The following is an 18,145-nucleotide window of genomic DNA, read 5'->3' as shown; positions in this document are numbered from 1 at the left end:
TCTACCGGACGATGCGCGTAGTCCGCAGTCACCCAGCGGACACATCGCCGGGCAGGTTGGGCGGGCCGCTGGCCGCGGTAGTCCTGAGCCCGGTCAGCCGAGCGTGATGCGTCCCTGCTCGTCGTACCGCAGACGACCGCTGGTCACGGCGACGTGCAGCCCGTACCGGAGCATTTTGTCGATCTTGCCGGTGCGCCGCCGGTAGCCGAGGCGCTCCAGCCCGGCGCGCAGAAGGCGCTCCTCGTCCATCCGCGGCACGCCCTGCAGCACGTGCACGAACGCGTTGGCCACCTCCTCGGGTGGCACCTCCTCGAACGCCCGGTCGTTGCTCGCCTGGGTGACCCGGTACGCGCGGTACGTCTGCGGGTCCGTCCCCTCGGGCCAGGCGTACCGGCCCACGGTGGGGTGGTCGTAGAGCCGGCGGGCGTCGACGAGCGCGAGTACGGCGGCGCGCCGGTCCTCGCGGGTCCGGAGGAAGCCGAACCGGGCAAGGGCCAGGCGGGCGAGTCGGTGCTGCTCGATGGGCCCCTCCGCCGCGATGATCTCGCGCAGCGCCTCCCGGACCAGGCCGCGTACCCGCTGATCGGTGGCGAGCAGGTCAAGGTCACTCTGGTCGCCGAGCGGCGTCGCGGCGTACGGGACGAACGGGCTGACCATGATGCCGCCGGCAGCCGCCGACGGCGCGATCGCGACGGAACCTGGCGCGGGCGGGACGGCGAGGCCGGTGACGGGTGCCGCCGGGGCGTCGGCGGGGGGTTCGCGGTCCTCCGCGACTCGCGGCGGCGACAGCTCGGCGACCTCCGCGAAGAGCGGCTGCTCGACGTCCTCCGCAACGCGGGGGGACGGTAGCTCGACGGTGGCGGGGGGAGCGACGGCCTCCGCCGGCTCGGGGGTTGCGATCTCCGTTGCCTCGGCCCGGGCGATCCCGTCGTCGACCCGGTCGAGCAGCGCCGACCGGCCGTGGATCCACGCCGGAAGCCAGAACCGCACGACCTCCGGCCAGCCCATGATCGTGCGGAGCAGCGCGGGCGCCGAGTCGCGGTCGGCAACCGTGGGCCGGGCGCTCCACTCCGGACCGTCCAGCATCACGGCCACCTGCCACCGCGGCGAGCCGGGTCGGCGTACCGCGATGTCCACGGTGAAGTCGGACAGGCCGTGCGAGGTGCGGACCTCGTGGCCGCGGTCGCGCAGCGCCGCGGCGACCTCGTCGCGGATGCGGCTGCGTCGTTCGGTGCGGTCGGTGGCGAGGTCGCCCAGGCGGTCCGCGCCCGCGGCGGCCATCTCGCAGTACGCGCGCAGGTGCTGGGTGCCGACGGCGGAGGTACGGGACAGGTCGATGTCCGACGGGTCGAAGGAGGAGAACAGCACGACCTGCCGGCGGGCCCGGGTGATGGCCACGTTGAGCCGCCGCTCGCCACCGGCCTGGCTGAGCGGGCCGAAGTTCAGCGGGAGCTGGCCGGTCTCCGGGTTGGTGGAGAACGCCAGCGAGAACAGGACGACGTCCCGCTCGTCGCCCTGCACGTTCTCCAGGTTCTTGACGAAGATCGGCTCCCCGACGGCAGCAGAGAGGTGTTCCCGGATGATCGGATCGGCGCTGTCCTCCAGCAGGTTGAGGATGAGGTCGCGCTGCTGGATGTTGAACGTGACCACGCCGATGGACTGGCCGGCGGTGGCCGGGTCGTGCAGGCGCCGGGTGATGTCCGCGAGGATCGCCTGCGCCTCCACCTCGTTGGTGCGCGAGCCACCCCGGTCGTACTGGCCGTCGACCCGTCGCCAGGTGATGCCGGCGGAGCTGCTGGCGCCGGGCGACGGCAGGCTGGAGAGCTTGTTGTCGTAGTAGTAGCGGTTGGAGAAGGCGATGAGCGACTCGTCGTGGCTGCGGTAGTGCCACGACAGCCATCGCTGCGGCAGCCCCGACTCGACGGATTCGCTCAGGATGCTCTCCAGGTCCTCCAGCACCGGGCCGTCGACCTCGTCGACGTCGTCCGCTGTGTGGCTGGCCTGCATGAAGGTGGACGGCGGCATCTGCCGGGAGTCGCCGACGACCACCACGGCACCACCCCGGCCCATCGCGCCGATCGCCTCGGCGACGCGGATCTGCGACGCCTCGTCGAAGATGACCAGGTCGAACCGTTGGCTTCCGGGAGCCAGGAAGTTCGCCGCCGAGGCGGGACTGACCAGGACGCACGGCGTCAACGCCAGCACCGCGTCCGGGTACTGCTCGAACAGCTCCCGGAAGGACCGGCCGCCCCGCTTGCGGCGCAGTTCCGCGGCGAAGTCGGCGAAGCGGCCCCGCCGGTCGGTCGGGCTGAACGGGCGGCGCCGGACCAGCACCGAGGGCAGGCGCTCGGGCAGGGCGGTCCGCAGCTCACCGGCGGCCGTCTCGAACTGGGCGATCTCGTCGTCGTGCAGCTCCGGGTCGAAGTACTGCAGGCCGCCGGCCCGGACCCGCTCGGCGAGGGACGCCGCGGCGACTCCCCGGCGGTAGACCTCCTCGGCGAGCTGCGCGTTGACCTCGGCGCGGAGCAGCCGGTCCCGGTAGTCGGCGAGACCGGCGGAGGCGAGCACGTCGGCGTGGGTGAGGACGGTCGCCCAGCGCCGCAGCGCAAACAGCTCCTCGGTACGGAGGTCGTGCAGCCAGGTCGCGCCGTCCCGCTGCCAGGCGTGGACCCAGTCGGTGCCACCGGACCACAGGGCGAGTTCGGGCGCACCCGAGCGCAGCACCCCGCGCCAGGCGCGCCACCGGGAGGCGACCCGGTCCAGGAGGGCGGCGTCAGCCTCGGTGGCTCCAGCGTGGAACAGGTCCCAGGCCTGGGGGTGGCGGGCGAGCAGCGTCCGGCCGGTCCGGGTCGCCTCGACCGCCTCGGCCAACCGCTCACGGGCGTCGGGGGCGGTGGGCCGCCACGCCGGCATCCGCAGCCCGCCCACCGTGACCGCGTGCTGGTGGAGCGTGGCGGCCTGCGCCTGGGCGGCGACCAGGCGTCCGGTGGTCACCTCGACCCGCTCGACGTCGACCTGCGCGCCGGTGATCAGGTGCACGGCCAGTTTGTCGACGACGGCCTGCCGGCGCTTGCGCTTGCCGAACAGCTTCCTGGCCGCCTCCTGCGCCTCGGCGTGCCAGGCGGCCAGCTCGGGGCGGGCGAAGACGTCCGCCCGGAAGGTGGCGAGTTCACCGGCGAACCCCTGGTGGAAGGCGGCCAGGTCGGCCTGGAGCCGGGCCACCGCCTCGTCCCACCGCCGGTCGCCGGCGCGCAGGGTCGTCTCCCGGTCCGGGAGCAGTCCGCGTACGGCGAGCCAGGCGCCGGCCTGCAGCTCGGTGACCGTCTCCGGGGCGGGAAGCGTGCGCAGCAGGTCGACCAGGTGGGGGTGGGGGGCGAGGTCGGCGCGGAGGTGTTCGAGGTCGGCGGCGATCTCGGTGACGGCCGCCGCGTGCAGCCCGTCGAGGGTGCGGCATCCGCTGAGCGCCCAGGGGTGCTCGGGCCGGATCCGCGCCGAGCGTGCGGCGGCCGGGAACTCCCGCAACGTCGTCTCCACCCGCGTGCGCACCTCGGCGGGTGCGTGCAGGTAGCTCACCGGGATCGGGGCGACCGGGCCGTCGGCGTACGCGAGGACCTGCTCGTAGGCCGACCAGAGCGACATGCCCACTCCGTTGGCGGTGTGGACCTGCGCCGGGTACTCCACCAGCGGCGCGAGCCGCGTCCGGTAGGCCGTCTCGACGGCCGTCCAGTCGCCGTCGCCGCCCAGGTCGTACTGGTCGAGGGCGTCGCGGAGCTGCTGGCGGATCGCGTTGAGGGACTGCTTGCGCCCGTGCAGGTCGAGGGCGAACGGTCCGAGGCCGACCTGCTTGAGGCGCCGCTTCACGACCTCCAGCGCGGCCTGCTTCTCGGCGACGAACAGCACCGACCGGCCGGCGGTGACCGCCCGGGCGATCATGTTGGTGATGGTCTGCGACTTGCCGGTGCCGGGCGGGCCCTCCAGGACGAAGGACTGGCCGCGCTCGGCCATCACGATCGCCTGCATCTGGGAGCCGTCGGCGGGGATCGGCAGGTGCAGCTCCGCCTCGTCGACCGTCACCTCCGCCTGGTGCTCGGGCCGGGCCGGGTCGTCGAAGGTGGCGCCGGAGGACTCGACCAGGTGTCGGACGACGGGGTTCTCCAGGAAGCGGGGCCAGTGCTCGCCGAGGTCCCGCCACATCTGGAAGGTGGAGAACTGCAGCAGCCGCAGGCTGGCGGTCTCGTCGATGCGGTAGTTGAGGCGGTTGTCGACCAGCCCGGCGTTGATCGCGGCCAGGGTCTTGGCGACATCGATGCCGTGTTCGTCAAGGACCGGTTGCTCCAGCTCCGGGATCCGGACGCTGTGCTTGACCCGCAGCCACTCGACCAGGCAGTGGTTGGGGCTGGCGACCTCGGTGCCGTCGATGACCATCGCGTACGGGCGGCGGCCGGTGCCACCCTCGATCCGCACCGGCAGCAGGAACAGCGGCGCGTACGCCTCTCCCCCGGTCGTCCTGGTGTGCACCAGCGTGCCGATGGTCAGGTAGAGGTAGTTGCTGCCGGTCTCCTGCTCCATCGTGCGCGCCTCGCGCTGCAGCGCCCGCATGACGGTCTTGTAGCGGGCCTCGGTGACGGCGCCGTAGACCCGGCGGTCGGTACGCAGCTCCCGGGTCAGGATCTCGGCGTCGAGGTCCTGCGCCCGGCGCGCACCGGCCAACTCGTGGACGTGACTGATGTCGTCCTGCGGAATGACCTGCACCTGACGGCCGTCGTGGATGAGGTCGTCGAGCAGGGCCAGCGCACCGGCCGGCACGTGCAGGTCCAGGCCGCGACCCCGCTTCGGCAGGTTGAGCAGCGGGTTGCGCAGACTCAGGTCGAGCAGGGACTTCCGCCACTGCTGGATCCGCGCCGGCGAACCGTCGGACTGGTGCGGCACCTCGTCGCCCTCGTCGGCGAGCTGGCGCACCCTGGCCGCGGCGACACCGGCCGGAAGGTCGAGGGACGCGGCCTCAGCGTCGGTGTCCGTGGTCGTCTGGGCCTCGACGGGCGCGACCAGCTCGTCGGCCGACGGCAGCGGCCGGATCCCGGAGCGGTGGGCCAGGTGGACGTCCACGACACCCTGCAGGCGGTGGCCCTCGCCGCGGAAGTGGCCGAGACCGACCCGTACCGCCTCGGTGAAGGTCGCGGTCTGCGTCCCGGGCCCGATCCGGGTCAGCTCGACCGGCACCGCCCGGCCCGAGTCGACCATCGAGATCAGCAGGTTGGTCTCGGTGACGGCGGCGGAGCCGAGCCGCTCCTCCTCGAGCAGGAAGCCGCCGAAGGCGTGCCCCTCGCTGAGGAACACGAGCGGGTGCAGCCCCGCCGCCTCCAGGCACGCGGCGTACGTGACGGACAGGTCGAGGCAGTTGCCGAGCCGCCCGTCCAGCACGGCGGCCGTCGTCCGTACCTTCTGGCCGCTGTTCTCGAACGACGCCGGCAGGGTCTGGTACGTGATCTGGAGCTGGCGCAGCGCCTCGTACACGGCGCCGGCGATCACCGCCGCCCGCTCCGAGCCCTCCTGATAGCCCTGCAGCGAGCCGGAACCGGTTCGCGCGAGCAGGATCTGCGCCGCCGACCGCAGCACCGCCTCCACCGCCCGGGTGTTCGGCTGCACGAACGCCGCCAGGCTGTCGTACAGGGCCGGGCTGTTGAACCACTCGTTGTGCGCGAGCACCGCACTCGGCGCGACCAGCCGTAATGCCTTGTCGTTCACCTCCACGGTGAGGTGGTAGTCGACCGGGAACGCCTCGTCGGTGCGGTACAGCAGCCCACCGTCGGGCGTGACGTCCCGGAAGTCGTCCCAGCCGGTGCTCGTGCCGGGCCGCAGCGGCGCGGTGAGCGTACGCGTCCACGGCGCGACGAGCGCGCCGTCCGGCCCTCGCAGTTCGAGCGTCAGCGTCACGCCCGCCAGCGGTTCCGTACCCCGGTTGACCAGCGTGAGGTGGCGGACCAGCGGCACCCGGTTGTGCACCAGGGCGGCGTTGATCGCCGGCTGCACGAGCAACGCGACGGCGAGCTGGTCGTCGTCGGCGGTGAACTGCGCGAAGACGCTGTCGGACATGGGGTTTCTCCAGGTGGCGCGGCCAGGAAGGGCCAGCCTAGCGGTCACCCGACCGGTGGACCGGTCCCCCGGCCGTATGCCGATCTTGGACGTCGTACGCCTGGGGCAGGATGTGGGCCATGACGACGCACCACCCGGGCACCCAGCGCCTGGTCTACGGCCACGCCCAGCTGCACGACTGCCTCGCCTTCGCCGATGCGAACACGGCCACCGAGGAGGCCGAGGAGATCGAGGCTCTCGCCGCCGCCCGTACCTGGGGAGAAGCCCGCCAGGTCCAGATGACCCACCTGTGGAACCCAGCCGGCCCGGAGTGCTACGAGCCGGAGGACGGGTACCCGGACGACGCGCACAACGGTGACTACCTCGAGATCCCTGTCGACCACGGCTGTGCGTGCTACGAGCCGGGGCGCCGCCCGCCACCGGCAGCCACCGGTTCGATCGCCTGCCGGAAATCCCTCGGGAGCTGGGCCAGCGCGTTCTCGAACTCGTCGCGGGTGACAGCCTCACGGAGCGTGGTGAGCACCGCGCCGATCCGGGCATCGGCGAGCGCACGGTCGACGTCCTGGCGATCGGCCACCCGCTGCACGAAATCTTCGAACCCGAGCGACGCCTTGACCTGGTCCTGTCTAAGCGGTTTGCGCAGGCAGTCGTCAAGCCCGTCGGGAAGTTGATATGCAAGGTCCTCAGCCTGGCCGGCGCTGATCCGATCTGCCAATGCCGTTAACGTCGCGCGGGTGACTGTCACCGCCTGATCGGTGGACACCTTTGCCCGCGTCGCCACTGCATTGAGAAGTCCTGGTATTCCATCTGATTCCTCCCCGTCGGATCGCCGTCGAATCACCAGTTGCGAGCCGCTTCGGTGCGCCTTGCCCACATCCTCCCGCAGCGGTGGGTGACCCTGCCTCATCCCGATCGGGCGACCACCAGGGCGCCCTACGCCGAGCGCGCCGGGCATCAGCCCCATCGCAGGAGACTCAAACGTGCACATTCTGGTCATCCTCGGCGAGGAGGTCGTCTCCCGCAGATCGGTCTTCCGGCAGCGCACGCAGCCAGCGGCCGATCATCCGGGCGTCAGCGTCGCTTCGATCATGCGCAGGTCAAACAGCCATGGGCACGACGTGATCAGCGGCCCGGCGTGGACGTGCACGATGATCAACGGGGTGGCTCGATTCGCGGCTTCGTTCGCAGCCAGATCCACCGCCGCGGCATTTGCCGGGGAGCCGTCCACACCCACCAACACCGGTAGCGCTACCTGACCAAGCACCTCGCACCACCTCTTTCTCTCCCTCAGGTTCTTCCCTCACCAGCCGGCGGCACAGTGCCGGAACGCCCGCCCGGGCGGGCCGTTCGGCCGTCGGATGACCGAAGAGGCACGTGGGCGTTGTGGATCCTCACCCGGGGGCGAGTCGGATGGTGGGGCGGCGGCGGGGATAGACAGCGAGGTCTCCGGTAAATGGTTCACCGACCAAGAAGAACCCGTCCCCGGAGACCTCGTGGCCACCTTAGCGGTGACGAGGCGACACGACCTGGGCAGCGCTGGAGCAGTTGCCGCCTGCGGCGCGTCGGTCAGGACGTTCGCCGAAGTGGAGCAGACGGCAGTTGATCGACGGGATCCGGTGGCGGGTTCGGGTGGGTTCGCCGTGGCGGGACGTGCCGGCGCTGTATGGGCCGCGCCGAACGCGCACCGCGCGCCGCCGATCAGTCAACGCGACGGACCCGGCAAGACCGCCGAGCGCGCCGGGCCGAACAAGCGTACGATGAAGTTATCCGGGAACCGACGACATCCCACACCTGAGGTGCCAGCCACACCGGCCCCCCAAGGGGATGTCATGTCCATCCTGCACGGCACACCGGCAGACCCGGCCACTACAACGCCGCCGCAGGCCGCAGCCGGCCCGCCCACAACCTCGCCGACGAGCCGAGTGCCCCGTACCCGGACGGCCTGGATCGGTATCTGCGCCACGGCGCTCACCCTCGTGGTGCTGATCGTCTTCATGCTGCAGAACACCCGCAGCGCCGAGGTCACTTTCCTTTGGATGCAGGGCACCCTGCCGCCGGCCCTGGCACTGCTGATCGCCGGCGTCGGCGTGGCCAGCCTGGCCGTGGTGCTAGGTGCCGCCCGCATCACCCAACTGCGCCGCCTGTCCCGTCAACGCCACTGAGCCGCGCCGTCCGGTTTTGCCTTGCCTTCGCCGCCTGCCCCATCCCTGCCCTCGCCCGATTCCGGCGAGCGCCCCGCCGCCCGCATGAAGATCCACGATAGGAAGGAAACCAGCATGGCAACCATCGTCGACCGCATCCGCACACTCCTGCACAACCCCCAAGGACAACGGATCACCCGCCAAGCACGTGACCAGCTCAACAAGCCCGACAACCAGCGGCGGCTGCAGCAGCTCGCGCAGCGACTCCGTCGACGCGGATGACTCTCGGCGAGCCCGTCCGATAGCCAGAGTTCGGCCAGCGGCGACCCGGCAATGGGCGGGGCGTCGACGGTGAGTTCGTAGTATCCGCGGCGCAGGTTCTGCATGAACGCTTGTCCGTCGCCCGGACGGCGTCGAAGAAGGCGTCGCGCCCGCCGCCCACTCCAGTGGACAGGGAAAACACCGGGACACCTCGGCTGTGGGCGGATGCCGTGGCGGCCTCGATCTCCGGGGCCGCCGCGGCCATCACACCTGGACGGAGTTCCACACTCTCACCGGCGCTGAGCAGGTAGCTACTCGCCCACCACCACCGAATGGACCTCACAGGCCGAAACAGTCCCTTCGACCCTGGTGAGAACGACGTCTGACCTGCTCCGCTGAGGGATAGGGCCACTGGGTTGGTGGCTCTCGACCGGAATCGAGACCGGCATGGACAGCATGTATTTCCCTCGAACAAGGCGCCGCATTCTCCGCGTCCTCTCGGTCGGCGTCGTCACACTGCTGGCGCTCCCCGCAGCGACGCCGACCTCCGACCACGCCACCACCACCCCGGTCACCGCCGCCCACAAGACCGCAGTCGCGGTGACGGGCCCTTCGCCCGGCACATTCACCGGACTAGGCTTCGACGCCTGCACCGCCCCGTCAGCCGAAACGATGCAGGTGTGGCTGACTGCCTCGCCCTACAGAGCGATCGGTATCTACTTCGGCGGTATCAACCGCGCGTGTACCCAGCCCAACCTGAGCGCCTCGTGGGTCACAGCCCAGCAGGCCGCGGGCTGGCATCTCATGCCGATCTACCTCGGGCTGCAGGCACCGTGCACGACGTCCACCAAGCGCTATCTCATCGACCCGGCGAACGCGGTGGCGCAGGGACGCGCACAAGCCGAAGACGCGGTCGCCCAGGCAAAGGCAGTCGGCCTGGCACCGGAAAGCGTACTCATCTTCGACATGGAGGCGTACCGGACCGACGATGCCGCCTGCCGCTCCGGGGTTCTCGCTTTCCTGAGCGCGTGGACGGCGCGGCTCCACGACCTCGGCTACCTCTCCGGCTTCTACAGCAGCATGGGCTCAGGCGTAGCCGACCAGGTCGCCGCATACAACACGCCCGGCTACGTCCGCCCCGACTACGTGGACTTCGCCCGCTGGGACGGGATCGCCGCGGTGTCCGACCCGGCTGTCCCCAGCTCGTACTGGTCTCCGCAGCGGCGGATGAAGCAGTACCTGGGCGGCCACGACGAGACGTGGGGCGGGGTGACGATCAACATCGACAACGACTATCTGGAGGTCGCCCCCATTCCGGCAACCCCCTTCGGAGACTTCACCGGCAACGGCTGGTCCGACCTGCTCAGCCGCCAGCCTTCCACCGGCAACCTGTATCTCTACCCGGGCAACGGGACGTCCCTCAGTAACCGCACGACCATCGGCGTGGGATGGAACGGCATGGATGTCATCATCCGGACGGACTTCACCCGGGACGGTCACGAAGACGTCATCGCCCGCGCCAAGTCGACCGGCTACCTCTGGCTGTATCCGCACACCCCGACGGGATGGGGCAGCCGGATCCTCATCGGTACAAGCTGGAACTCCATGCGCGAGATCACCCCCGCCAACGACTTCAACCGAGACGGCTACCGCGACCTGCTCGCCGTGCAGACCTCCACCGGATACCTGTACCTGTACCCGGGCCGCGGCACGTCGTTCGGCCCACGGGTGCTTGTCGGAACCGGCTGGAACAGCATGGACGAACTCACGGGAATCGGCGACTTCAACCGCGACGGCTATCAAGACCTCATCGCGCGGCAGAAGACCACCGGCTACCTCTTCCTCTATCCAGGACGGGCCGGCGGGTTCGGTGCCAAGCTACAGGTCGGCACCGGATGGAACAGCATGCGTGACCTGGTCGGCATCGGCGACTTCAACCGCGACGGCTACCCGGACCTGCTCTCGGTTGAGAAGTCCACGAGCTACCTGTACTTCTACCGCGGTCGGGGCACGAGCTTCGCCGCCGGAATCCGGATCGGTACGAGCTGGGGCGGTATGCAGCCCCTGCTGTAGGTGTACGGCGTACGTGAGCGGAGGCGTCGAGAGGCGCTGTTGCTTTGCCGGTGGCCAGGGGCCGAGGCAGGCTTGGCGGGTGAAGCTATCGAGCGGTCGTCGCCCTTGGTCGCCGCCGAGGTCGGCGTTCACCGGGTTCCGTTTCCCGTCCGAGGTGATCGTCGTCGCGGTCCCGTGGTACCTGCGCTGGTCGCCGCCGCCATCGGACGCGACGCGCCACCCCACCCCGGGTACCACCCGCGGTACCACACGGAACGGGATCCGATGACGCTCTTCGTGGAACGCCGTGTCGCCGAACTCACCGCGCGGCTGGTCACTGCCCCGCCGGTGGCGCTGCTGGCCACGCCGGCCACGGTCGCCGGACACGGCGACCGGCCCGGGTTCTCGGCCTCCTGCTGGAGGCGGAACAGGATGGCTGGCAACCTGGCGAAGCCGACCTGACGCAGGCCATCCTGCGTCTGCCTCGTGAGGTGGACCCCGCCGTCCGGGCGGCCGCCGCGCGCCTGGTCTCGCCGGCCGGCCGCCGGTTCGCCGACTGGCTGGCCACTCCCGCCGAACCGCGGACCGGGGTCGAGGAGGTCGGCTCGCGGGAGTGCTGAAGGCATTCGCCGATCCAGCCCGGCTGCGACTGCTCAGTTTCATCCAGTCCGTTCCGGAGGGCGAGGCGTCCGTGAGTGACCTCACCGCGCTGCTTGGTCTCTCCCAGCCGACCGTGAGTCATCACCTTCGGATCCTCACCGAGGCCGGCCTGCTCGAGCGCGAGAAGCGCGGCGTCTGGGCGTACAACCGCCTGGTGCCGTCCGCGATCGCGGCGATCGCCGACCTGTTGACGCCGCCCCGCAAGCGGGCGACGAAGAAGGCCCGTCGAGCGGCACTGTCGAGGCCGGCGCCGGTGCCGGGTCCCCACCAGTGGGTCGGCAGACGCAGGACGCACCTATCCAGCCCGCTTGGGGCGTGGTGATCAAGAATCCCGCGGTAGCGGCGGCCCGCCCAGCGTGGCTCCCCCGATGCTGATGACCCGCGCCGGCGTGCCTCAGCGCGGTGAGCGATCCGGACTGGCGCCGCACGATGTCGTGCCGGCAGCGGGCCGGCGCGCTCGACGCCGCCGACCGGCCGGTGTTGATCAGCGAGGCTAGGAGCCCGCCCCGACCCGACCCTGGCCGGGGCTAGACGGCAGACAACTGCCGTTGACGTCGCCGGCCGGTCTTCTCTGGGAGGTCACGCCACCCCGCTCGGTGCTTCAGCCGACCGTGTTCAGCCTCGATCGGATCGTTCGCGTGCCGCTCGACGTGATGCCAGGCCTGCGGAATCAGCTCGTCGAGCACTCCGGGGTAGACCGGCGCGGCGTTAGTGACGACCTCGCTCGGTATCACCGCCACCGTGAACCGCTGCACCCACCGGTAGACCGTGACGTGATCGACCTCCACGCCCCGCTCGGCCAGCAGCTAGGGCGTGTCCTGCCGATCTTGTAGTGGTTGATCGTTGACGATTGTCGGTGGTGCGTCGTGGTGAGCTGACTGATGAGGCGTGGGCGGTGATCGTGCCGCTGCTACCTGAGCCGGGTGGTGCGCGGGGGCGGTGGCGGGATCACCGGCAGGTCATCAACGGGATCTTGTGGAAGCTGCGTACGGGTGCGCCGTGGCGTGACCTGCCGGAACGTTTCGGGCCGTGGAAGACCTGCCACGAACGCCTGCGCCGCTGGACCGCGGACGGCACGTGGGATCGGATCCTCGCGGCGGCGCAGGTGCATGACGACGGCACACCGGTGCAGTGGACGATCAGCATCGACTCGTCGATCGTGCGGGCGCACCAGCATGCCGCTGGCGCCCGCAAAAAAGGGGCTCCCCGGCAAGTGCGGCGACGCCTGGTACGCAAGATGGCGAGGCCATCGGCCGATCCCGAGGCGGGCTGACCACGAAGGTCCACCTCGCCGTCGACGGACGCGGCCGACCGCTGTCGATCCTGCTCACCCCGGGCCAGGCCGGCGACAACCCCAACTACTGGCGCTGCTGGACGCGATCCGGGTCAACGAACCCGGACCCGGACGGCCCCGCAAACGCCCCGACGTGCTGATCGCCGACAAGGGCTACGCCCACGACTCCACCCGCCGAGCCCTGCGCCAACGGGGAATCCGGCACGTCATCCCGGAACGCTCGGACCAGGTCGCCCGCCGGACCGCCAAGGGCAGCGCCGGCGGGCGACCAGCGGCCTTCGATAGGCAGGTCTACCGCAAGCGTAACGTCGTCGAACGCTGCTTCAACCGGCTCAAACAGTGGCGTGACCTGGCCACCCGCTACGCCAAACGGGCATCCCTCTACTGGGCCAGCCTCGTCCTGATCGCCGCCATCATCTGGCTTCCATGATCGACAGGACAGGCCCTAGCCGGACGTGTCACCGACGTCCCGAGACTGATCTGTCACGCAAGTCCTGAGAATCGACAGTTGCGCAGCCCGGGTCAGGGAGTGGCCGCTGCCGTCGGTGGCGACGACGGTGATCGGCTGTCCGCGTCACCGGTCGGCTCCGGCGTCGGTTCTGCCGTGGGTTCTGTCGTCGGTGCGGTCGTCGGTGCGGTCGGTTCCGCAGAGGGGCGGACCGTGGCGGACGGCGTCGCACCGGATCCGGCGCTCGTCGTTCCCGAGGCAGGTTCGGAGGAGCGGGCGGCGGGGGAGGTGACGTTCGGATCAGGTCGCGCGCTCCGCGCGCCGCTGGGAGCGTTCGCCGGGTCGCCCCGGCCCGGGTCCTGCGGGGAAGGGACAGCGGAGGACGACGGCCCATCGGATGGACCAGGCGACCACCCGGTTCGATCGGCGAACACCACGGCAGCCGCCGCGGTGGCCAGAAGGGCGAGCACGACGCCGGTGATTCCACGCCACGCGCCCATCCTGCGGCTGGGCCGGCGAGCCGACTCCGGTGACCGGACCTCGGCGCGGGCGGGCGCCGCCGGAGCCACCGCCACGAGCGTCGGGGCCGTCGGCGATGCGGGCGGGCCGGCGACCGCCTCGGCGGTGGCGGCCATGGCTGCGGCGGTCGGGTACCGACGATCGGGGTCCTTGGCCATCGCGGTGGCGACCAGGTCGCGTACGGCCGTCGGGACATCGTCGGGCAGCGGGGGCGGCTCCTCGTCGAGGCGGCGCAGGGCCACGGCGACCGGGTTCTCGCCAGGAAACGGCGGATGACCGGCGAGGCAGTGATAGGCCACCGCCCCCAGGGCATAGATGTCGGCGGCCGGAGTCGCCTTCTCGGACAGTTGCTCCGGCGCCATGTACAGGACGGTGCCCACGACCTGGTTCGCCGCGGTCAAGCTCGTCGCCTCCGGGGAGAGCGCGATACCGAAGTCGACGAGAACGACGTGTCCATCCGGCTCGATGATCAGGTTGCCCGGCTTCACGTCACGGTGGACCACGCCGACGTCGTGCGCGGCCTGCAGGGCGTGGGCGGTCTGCACCACGATCGACAGCGTCTCGGCGGTACCCAGCCGACCCCGCTCGGCGATGCGCTCCGACAGCGGCTGGCCCTGCACGTACGCCATCACGATGTAGGCGAGCCCGGACGCCCCGGGCAGGGGCGCTTCGCCGTAGTCGTACACCTCCGCGACACCCGGATGCCGCAACGCGGCCATGGCCCGCGCCTCGCGCCGGAAACGCTCACCGGCGCTGGCCTCCTCGATGAACCGCGTGCGCAGCGTCTTGACGGCCACGGTCCGGTTCAACGTCTCGTCGACGGCTCGCCACACCTCGCCCATGCCGCCGGCCGCGATCCGATCGGCCAGGCGGTAGCGCTCTCCGATCAGGTCCCCTACGTCTGGCATCCGATTCCCGTACCCCGGGCGCCTGTCTCCTACGCCCCGGCCGCTCCCGGCTGCCGGTTCCGGCCGTGCTGTCCGGAGTTGCGTCACCTGGCCGTTCCCGGTGCGGTCGGCGGATGCGCCGGAGGCGGGGCCGCTGGACGCGGCCCCGCCCCGGTCGTGTCCCGTCCGGTTCAGCGCAGGCCGAAGGCCCGCGTGATCGTCTGCGAGACGGCGTTGTCGGCGCTGTCCCGCGCGGTGGTGCGCAGCGTGACGAAGGCGGCGCCATTCGGCGCCTTCAGGCTCGTCCGCCACCCGTCGCCGTCCCGCGTCAGCTCCGTGCGCCGCCAGGTCGCCCCGTCGTCGTACGACACCTCGACGGTGACCCCGCGGATCTCGGCCGGCACACCGGGCAGGTGCGAGGCGGTGACCGTCAGCCTGCCGTTACGGGCCGCCCGGCCCGCCGTGTCGGTCTCCACCCCGTAGTCGAGCTGGATCAGCGGCAGGGTCTCGGCGGACTCGACGCCGGTGGCCGCCGACGTGAAGGTCCACTCGGTCACCGTCCGCCTCGAGTACGGGTTCGCCCAGTCGGCCCGGTCGTTGTCGACGACGAGCCGGTACGGCAGCCGCTCGGGGGCGAGCCCGGTGACCGGCAGGAACTCGGCGTTGCCCCACCGCAGCTCACGCTCGCCCTGGTAGAGCGTCGCCCGGTTCTGGACGTCCCAGTTGCCGTAGGCGTCGCCGACGTGGCCGGAGCCGGAGTCGCCCCAGCCGGGCACGGGGATGTAGACCCCGTCGAGGTACCGCACCGGCAGGCCGGCGAGGGGTCCCATCCGGGGCCGGTGGATCGGGCCGAACCAGCTCACCCGGCTGGTCTTCTTCGCCGGGTAGCGGAGAACGGTGATCGAGGCCTGCCCCGTCTCGCCGGTGATGCCGGCGCTCTCGTACCAGTCGACGCCCGGGGTGACCCAGTCGGTCCGCTCACCCTGTGCGGGAGCGGTGAGTTCGTTGCCGACGATCCAGCCCTGCCAGACGTCGGCGCGGAACTCCCGTGCCTTGCCGGGCCGGTGGTTGCGGAACGAGACGTCCACCCGGGCCAGGTCGCGCTGCTCCAGGCGCCAGGTCGGGTCGGTGGGGACCGCGCCGCCCCAGTGCCGCACCACGTCGTAGAGGTACTCGGTGGTGGGATTGGAGTCGACCGTGAGGTCGACCCGACCCCGGTCGAGTGCCTCGATCAGCGTCGCGCCCTGGTCGGCGTTGAGGGTCGCCACCGTCAGCGGGGCCGGGCTCTCCGGGCTCCACGGTGCCTCGTCCCACGGCTGCGGCCGACCGATCCCGTCGCCCGCCACCAGGAGCAGCAGCGCGCCGGCCGCCGCGGCGGCCTCGGCCTGCTGACGGATGTCGACCTCGTCGGTGCGGCGGACGACCACCGCCTTGCCGCGTACGTCGAGGTCGGCCAACGCCTCGGCCGAGCCGTTGCCGGCGAAGACCGCCGTGAGCTTCCGGGTGCCCTTGGGCAGCGGCGTGGCCCCGCGCTTGACCAGCAGATCGTCGAACGCCTGCGACTCCGTGCGTACGGTCAGCGCCGGCTGTTCCAGCCGGAAGCGGGCGCCGAACTCGAAATCGCCGTCGGTCACCGTGGTGCCGGTCGGCAGCGCCCACACGCTGTCGTACGACGCGTTCGGGAGCGTCGAGCTCTCCACCAGGCTGTCGCCGAAGGACCGGTGGACGTCCAGGCGCATCCCGAAGGGGTTGCCCGGCTGCGGCACGTACGCCTTGATCTGCCGGGCCTGCCGGCCGTCCAGGGTGACGGTCCGGTCCCGGTCCAGGTTGACGTCGTTGAAGCTGAGCAGCGCCATGCCGAGTGAGCGTGGACCGTTGGCGCCCTGCACGTCGGTGGTGAGCCAACCGCTGTAGCTGCCGGCGGGCAGCCGGAGGGTGGCGGTGCCGGCCTCGTCGAGGTCGATCGCGGTGAAGAGCTTCCGCGCGGTGACGATCACCTTGCCGGAGGCGGGTTTCCCGGAGCGGTCCTTGGCGACGACCGTCAGGTTCTGCCGCTGGCCCTCCTTGCCGGCGCCGATCAGGGTCCGGGCCCGGACCGCGCCCGCGCCGTCGGTAGCGATGATCATGCCGCTGACTTCCTGCTCGGCCGCGAGCCGGTCCATCTCGGCGGTGAGCACCACGGTGGCGGTGCCGTTCGCGGGTACGGTCACCCGGTCGGCGGAGAGGCTGAAGAGCCCGGCCGGAGCACCGGCCACGTCGACCGCCAGCGCCAGGTCCACCGGGGCGTCCCCCACGTTGGTGTACGTCACCTTCTTGGTGTCGACGGTGCCCGACGTGTGCGGCCAGAACTGGAAGCCGGAGTACGCGCTGACGGTCGCGAAGACCGTCGCGCGCACCGCCGCGGCGGCGTCGAGCCGTCCCCCGCCCGCCTGATAGGGGGAATAGGCCGGAGTGGCCTTGGCGCTGCTCACCAGGGCTTCCTTGAGCCGCGGGCCGGTCCAGTCCGGGTGCGCGGCGGCGAGCAGTGCGGCGGCGCCCGCCACGTGCGGGGTCGCCATCGAGGTGCCGCTCATCAACCGGTACGGCCCCGAGCCGCCCCGGACGAGCTGCGAGCGGGCGGCGAGGATGTCGACACCGGGCGCGCTGATCTCCGGCTTCAGTCCGCCGTCGGTGCGCGGGCCCTGGCTGGAGAACTCGGCGAGCGTGTCGGTGCCGTCGACCGCGCCGACGGTCAGGGCGGCGTCCGCCGTACCGGGCGTACCGACGGAACGCGGGCCGCCGTTGCCGGCGGCGACGACGAACAACGCGCCGGTCTCGGCGCTGAGCGTGTTGACCGCCACGCTCATCGGGTCGGTGCCGTCCGTGCCGCCACCACCCAGGCTCATGTTGATGATCGTGGCCTTCTCCTGGCGGGCGGCCCACTCCATGCCGGCGAGGATGAAGGACTCCTGTCCCCGGCCCTCCGAGTCGAGCACCTTGGCGATGTGCAGCCGGGCACCGGGGGCCACGCCCCGCTCCCTGCCGTCGGACGCGGCGCCGGTGCCGGCGATCGTCGAGGCGACGTGCGTACCGTGGCCGTTGTAGTCGTCGACGTACTCCTCCCACGGCACGAAGCTGGCGGTGGCGTCGATCTGCCCGGCGAGGTCCGGGTGTCCGGGGTCCACGCCGCTGTCCAGCACCGCGACCTTCACCCCGGTGGCGGTGTTCCCCTGCGCCCAGACCTCCGGCGCGCCGATCTGCGCCGTCGAATCCGCCAGGCTGGCGGTCACCCGACCGTCGAGCCAAGTCTTCGCGATCCCGCCAGCGAAGGCCGGGGTGCCGGAGCGCCGGGCCGCCGTCGTCGCGGTCAGCGCCGACCAGAAGGCCGGGGCCTGCTCACGATCCCGGGTCACGGCCGCACCCCGCACGCTCTCCAGCGGGCGTACGACCGTCGAGCCGGCCACCGTCGCAGTGCGGCGGGAGCGGGCGGCGGCGTCGGTGTACTGGACGATCAGCGGCAGGCGCTCGCTGCGCGAGTCGTCGTAGCCGTCGGCGAGGAGCCGGGTCACGTTGAACAGGCGCCGGTCCAGGATGCCGGCGTCGACGTACGACAGCGCGGCCTCGGGGTAGACGTAGGTCGAGCCGTCGACGACCACGCGGTGGAAGGCGGCGCTGGATCCGTTCGGGCTGGTGACGGAGTGGACGGCGCTCCCGTCCGCGACCGTCACCCTGTCCCCCGTGATCAGGGTGACGCTGCGCGTGCCGCCCTGGGACGGCGGCGGGACGGCGGCGCCGGCGGGCGGCACCGGCC

General features: G+C 71.5%; 10 protein-coding genes and 4 pseudogenes. 8 read left to right on the top strand and 6 right to left on the bottom strand.

The features are described 5' to 3' along the window. Positions 1–93: 93 nt before the first annotated feature. From AB0I76_RS01000 to AB0I76_RS00990, 3 genes are all read right to left on the bottom strand, one after another. Positions 94–6,093 (bottom strand): DUF4011 domain-containing protein, encoded by a 6,000-nt coding sequence (locus tag AB0I76_RS01000; RefSeq protein ID WP_357027960.1) that lies wholly within the window; start codon positions 6,091–6,093, stop codon positions 94–96. Between the two features lie 394 nt (positions 6,094–6,487). After that, on the bottom strand, positions 6,488–7,000 hold the full coding sequence (locus AB0I76_RS00995; protein WP_357028078.1) for a DUF2267 domain-containing protein: 513 nt from the start codon (positions 6,998–7,000) through the stop codon (positions 6,488–6,490). A gap of 153 nt (positions 7,001–7,153) precedes the next feature. Further along, a complete protein-coding gene (locus tag AB0I76_RS00990; RefSeq protein WP_357027957.1) occupies positions 7,154–7,357 on the bottom strand; it encodes a universal stress protein in 204 nt (67 codons plus the stop codon). 229 nt (positions 7,358–7,586) lie between these two features. Between AB0I76_RS00990 and AB0I76_RS00985 the strand changes: the two are divergent. From AB0I76_RS00985 to AB0I76_RS00955, 7 genes and pseudogenes are all read left to right on the top strand, one after another. Further along, positions 7,587–7,773 (top strand): annotated as a pseudogene (locus AB0I76_RS00985) (transposase); the annotation flags it as partial. Positions 7,774–7,922: 149 nt separating this feature from the next. Next, positions 7,923–8,255, top strand: coding sequence for a hypothetical protein (locus tag AB0I76_RS00980; protein WP_357027954.1), 333 nt, complete (start codon positions 7,923–7,925; stop codon positions 8,253–8,255). A 114-nt stretch (positions 8,256–8,369) separates the two neighbouring features. Then, positions 8,370–8,516 (top strand): hypothetical protein, encoded by a 147-nt coding sequence (locus tag AB0I76_RS00975; protein ID WP_357027951.1) that lies wholly within the window; start codon positions 8,370–8,372, stop codon positions 8,514–8,516. Positions 8,517–8,942: 426 nt separating this feature from the next. Further along, positions 8,943–10,568, top strand: a complete 1,626-nt coding sequence (locus tag AB0I76_RS00970; RefSeq protein WP_357027948.1) for a glycoside hydrolase domain-containing protein — start codon at positions 8,943–8,945, stop codon at positions 10,566–10,568. Positions 10,569–10,832: 264 nt separating this feature from the next. Further along, positions 10,833–11,009 (top strand): hypothetical protein, encoded by a 177-nt coding sequence (locus AB0I76_RS00965; protein ID WP_357027945.1) that lies wholly within the window; start codon positions 10,833–10,835, stop codon positions 11,007–11,009. Between the two features lie 29 nt (positions 11,010–11,038). Further along, positions 11,039–11,167 (top strand): hypothetical protein, encoded by a 129-nt coding sequence (locus tag AB0I76_RS00960; protein WP_357027942.1) that lies wholly within the window; start codon positions 11,039–11,041, stop codon positions 11,165–11,167. Further along, positions 11,104–11,433: pseudogene (locus tag AB0I76_RS00955) on the top strand (metalloregulator ArsR/SmtB family transcription factor); the annotation flags it as partial. The gene AB0I76_RS00960 and the pseudogene AB0I76_RS00955, both read left to right, overlap by 64 nt. Positions 11,434–11,800: 367 nt before the next feature. On the opposite strand, the pseudogene AB0I76_RS00950 reads toward AB0I76_RS00955, so the two are convergent. Beyond that, positions 11,801–12,013 (bottom strand): annotated as a pseudogene (locus AB0I76_RS00950) (hypothetical protein); the annotation flags it as partial. Positions 12,014–12,066: 53 nt separating this feature from the next. Between AB0I76_RS00950 and AB0I76_RS00945 the strand changes: the two are divergent. After that, a pseudogene (locus AB0I76_RS00945) lies at positions 12,067–12,931 on the top strand (IS5 family transposase). A gap of 92 nt (positions 12,932–13,023) precedes the next feature. On the opposite strand, the gene AB0I76_RS00940 reads toward AB0I76_RS00945, so the two are convergent. Further along, complete coding sequence (locus tag AB0I76_RS00940) at positions 13,024–14,376, bottom strand: protein kinase (RefSeq protein WP_357027939.1); 1,353 nt, start codon at positions 14,374–14,376, stop codon at positions 13,024–13,026. A 170-nt stretch (positions 14,377–14,546) separates the two neighbouring features. Next, a partial coding sequence (locus tag AB0I76_RS00935) for a S8 family serine peptidase (RefSeq protein ID WP_357027936.1) occupies positions 14,547–18,145 on the bottom strand: 3,599 nt, incomplete at its 5' end.

It is taken from the genome of Micromonospora sp. NPDC049799 (assembly GCF_040656655.1).
Lineage (GTDB): Bacteria > Actinomycetota > Actinomycetes > Mycobacteriales > Micromonosporaceae > Micromonospora.
Note: the sequence above shows the minus strand (reverse complement) of the source record. Positions and strands in the feature narration are given on the sequence as shown.

Bases quoted from the DNA above. Each gene is read 5' to 3' on its own strand.
- AB0I76_RS01000 (WP_357027960.1), bottom strand. From the start codon at position 6,093: ATGTCCGACAGCGTCTTCGCGCAGTTCACCGCCGACGACGACCAGCTC.
- AB0I76_RS00995 (WP_357028078.1), bottom strand. From the start codon at position 7,000: ATGAGGCAGGGTCACCCACCGCTGCGGGAGGATGTGGGCAAGGCGCAC.
- AB0I76_RS00980 (WP_357027954.1), top strand. From the start codon at position 7,923: ATGTCCATCCTGCACGGCACACCGGCAGACCCGGCCACTACAACGCCG.
- AB0I76_RS00975 (WP_357027951.1), top strand. From the start codon at position 8,370: ATGGCAACCATCGTCGACCGCATCCGCACACTCCTGCACAACCCCCAA.
- AB0I76_RS00970 (WP_357027948.1), top strand. From the start codon at position 8,943: ATGGACAGCATGTATTTCCCTCGAACAAGGCGCCGCATTCTCCGCGTC.
- AB0I76_RS00965 (WP_357027945.1), top strand. From the start codon at position 10,833: ATGACGCTCTTCGTGGAACGCCGTGTCGCCGAACTCACCGCGCGGCTG.
- AB0I76_RS00940 (WP_357027939.1), bottom strand. From the start codon at position 14,376: ATGCCAGACGTAGGGGACCTGATCGGAGAGCGCTACCGCCTGGCCGAT.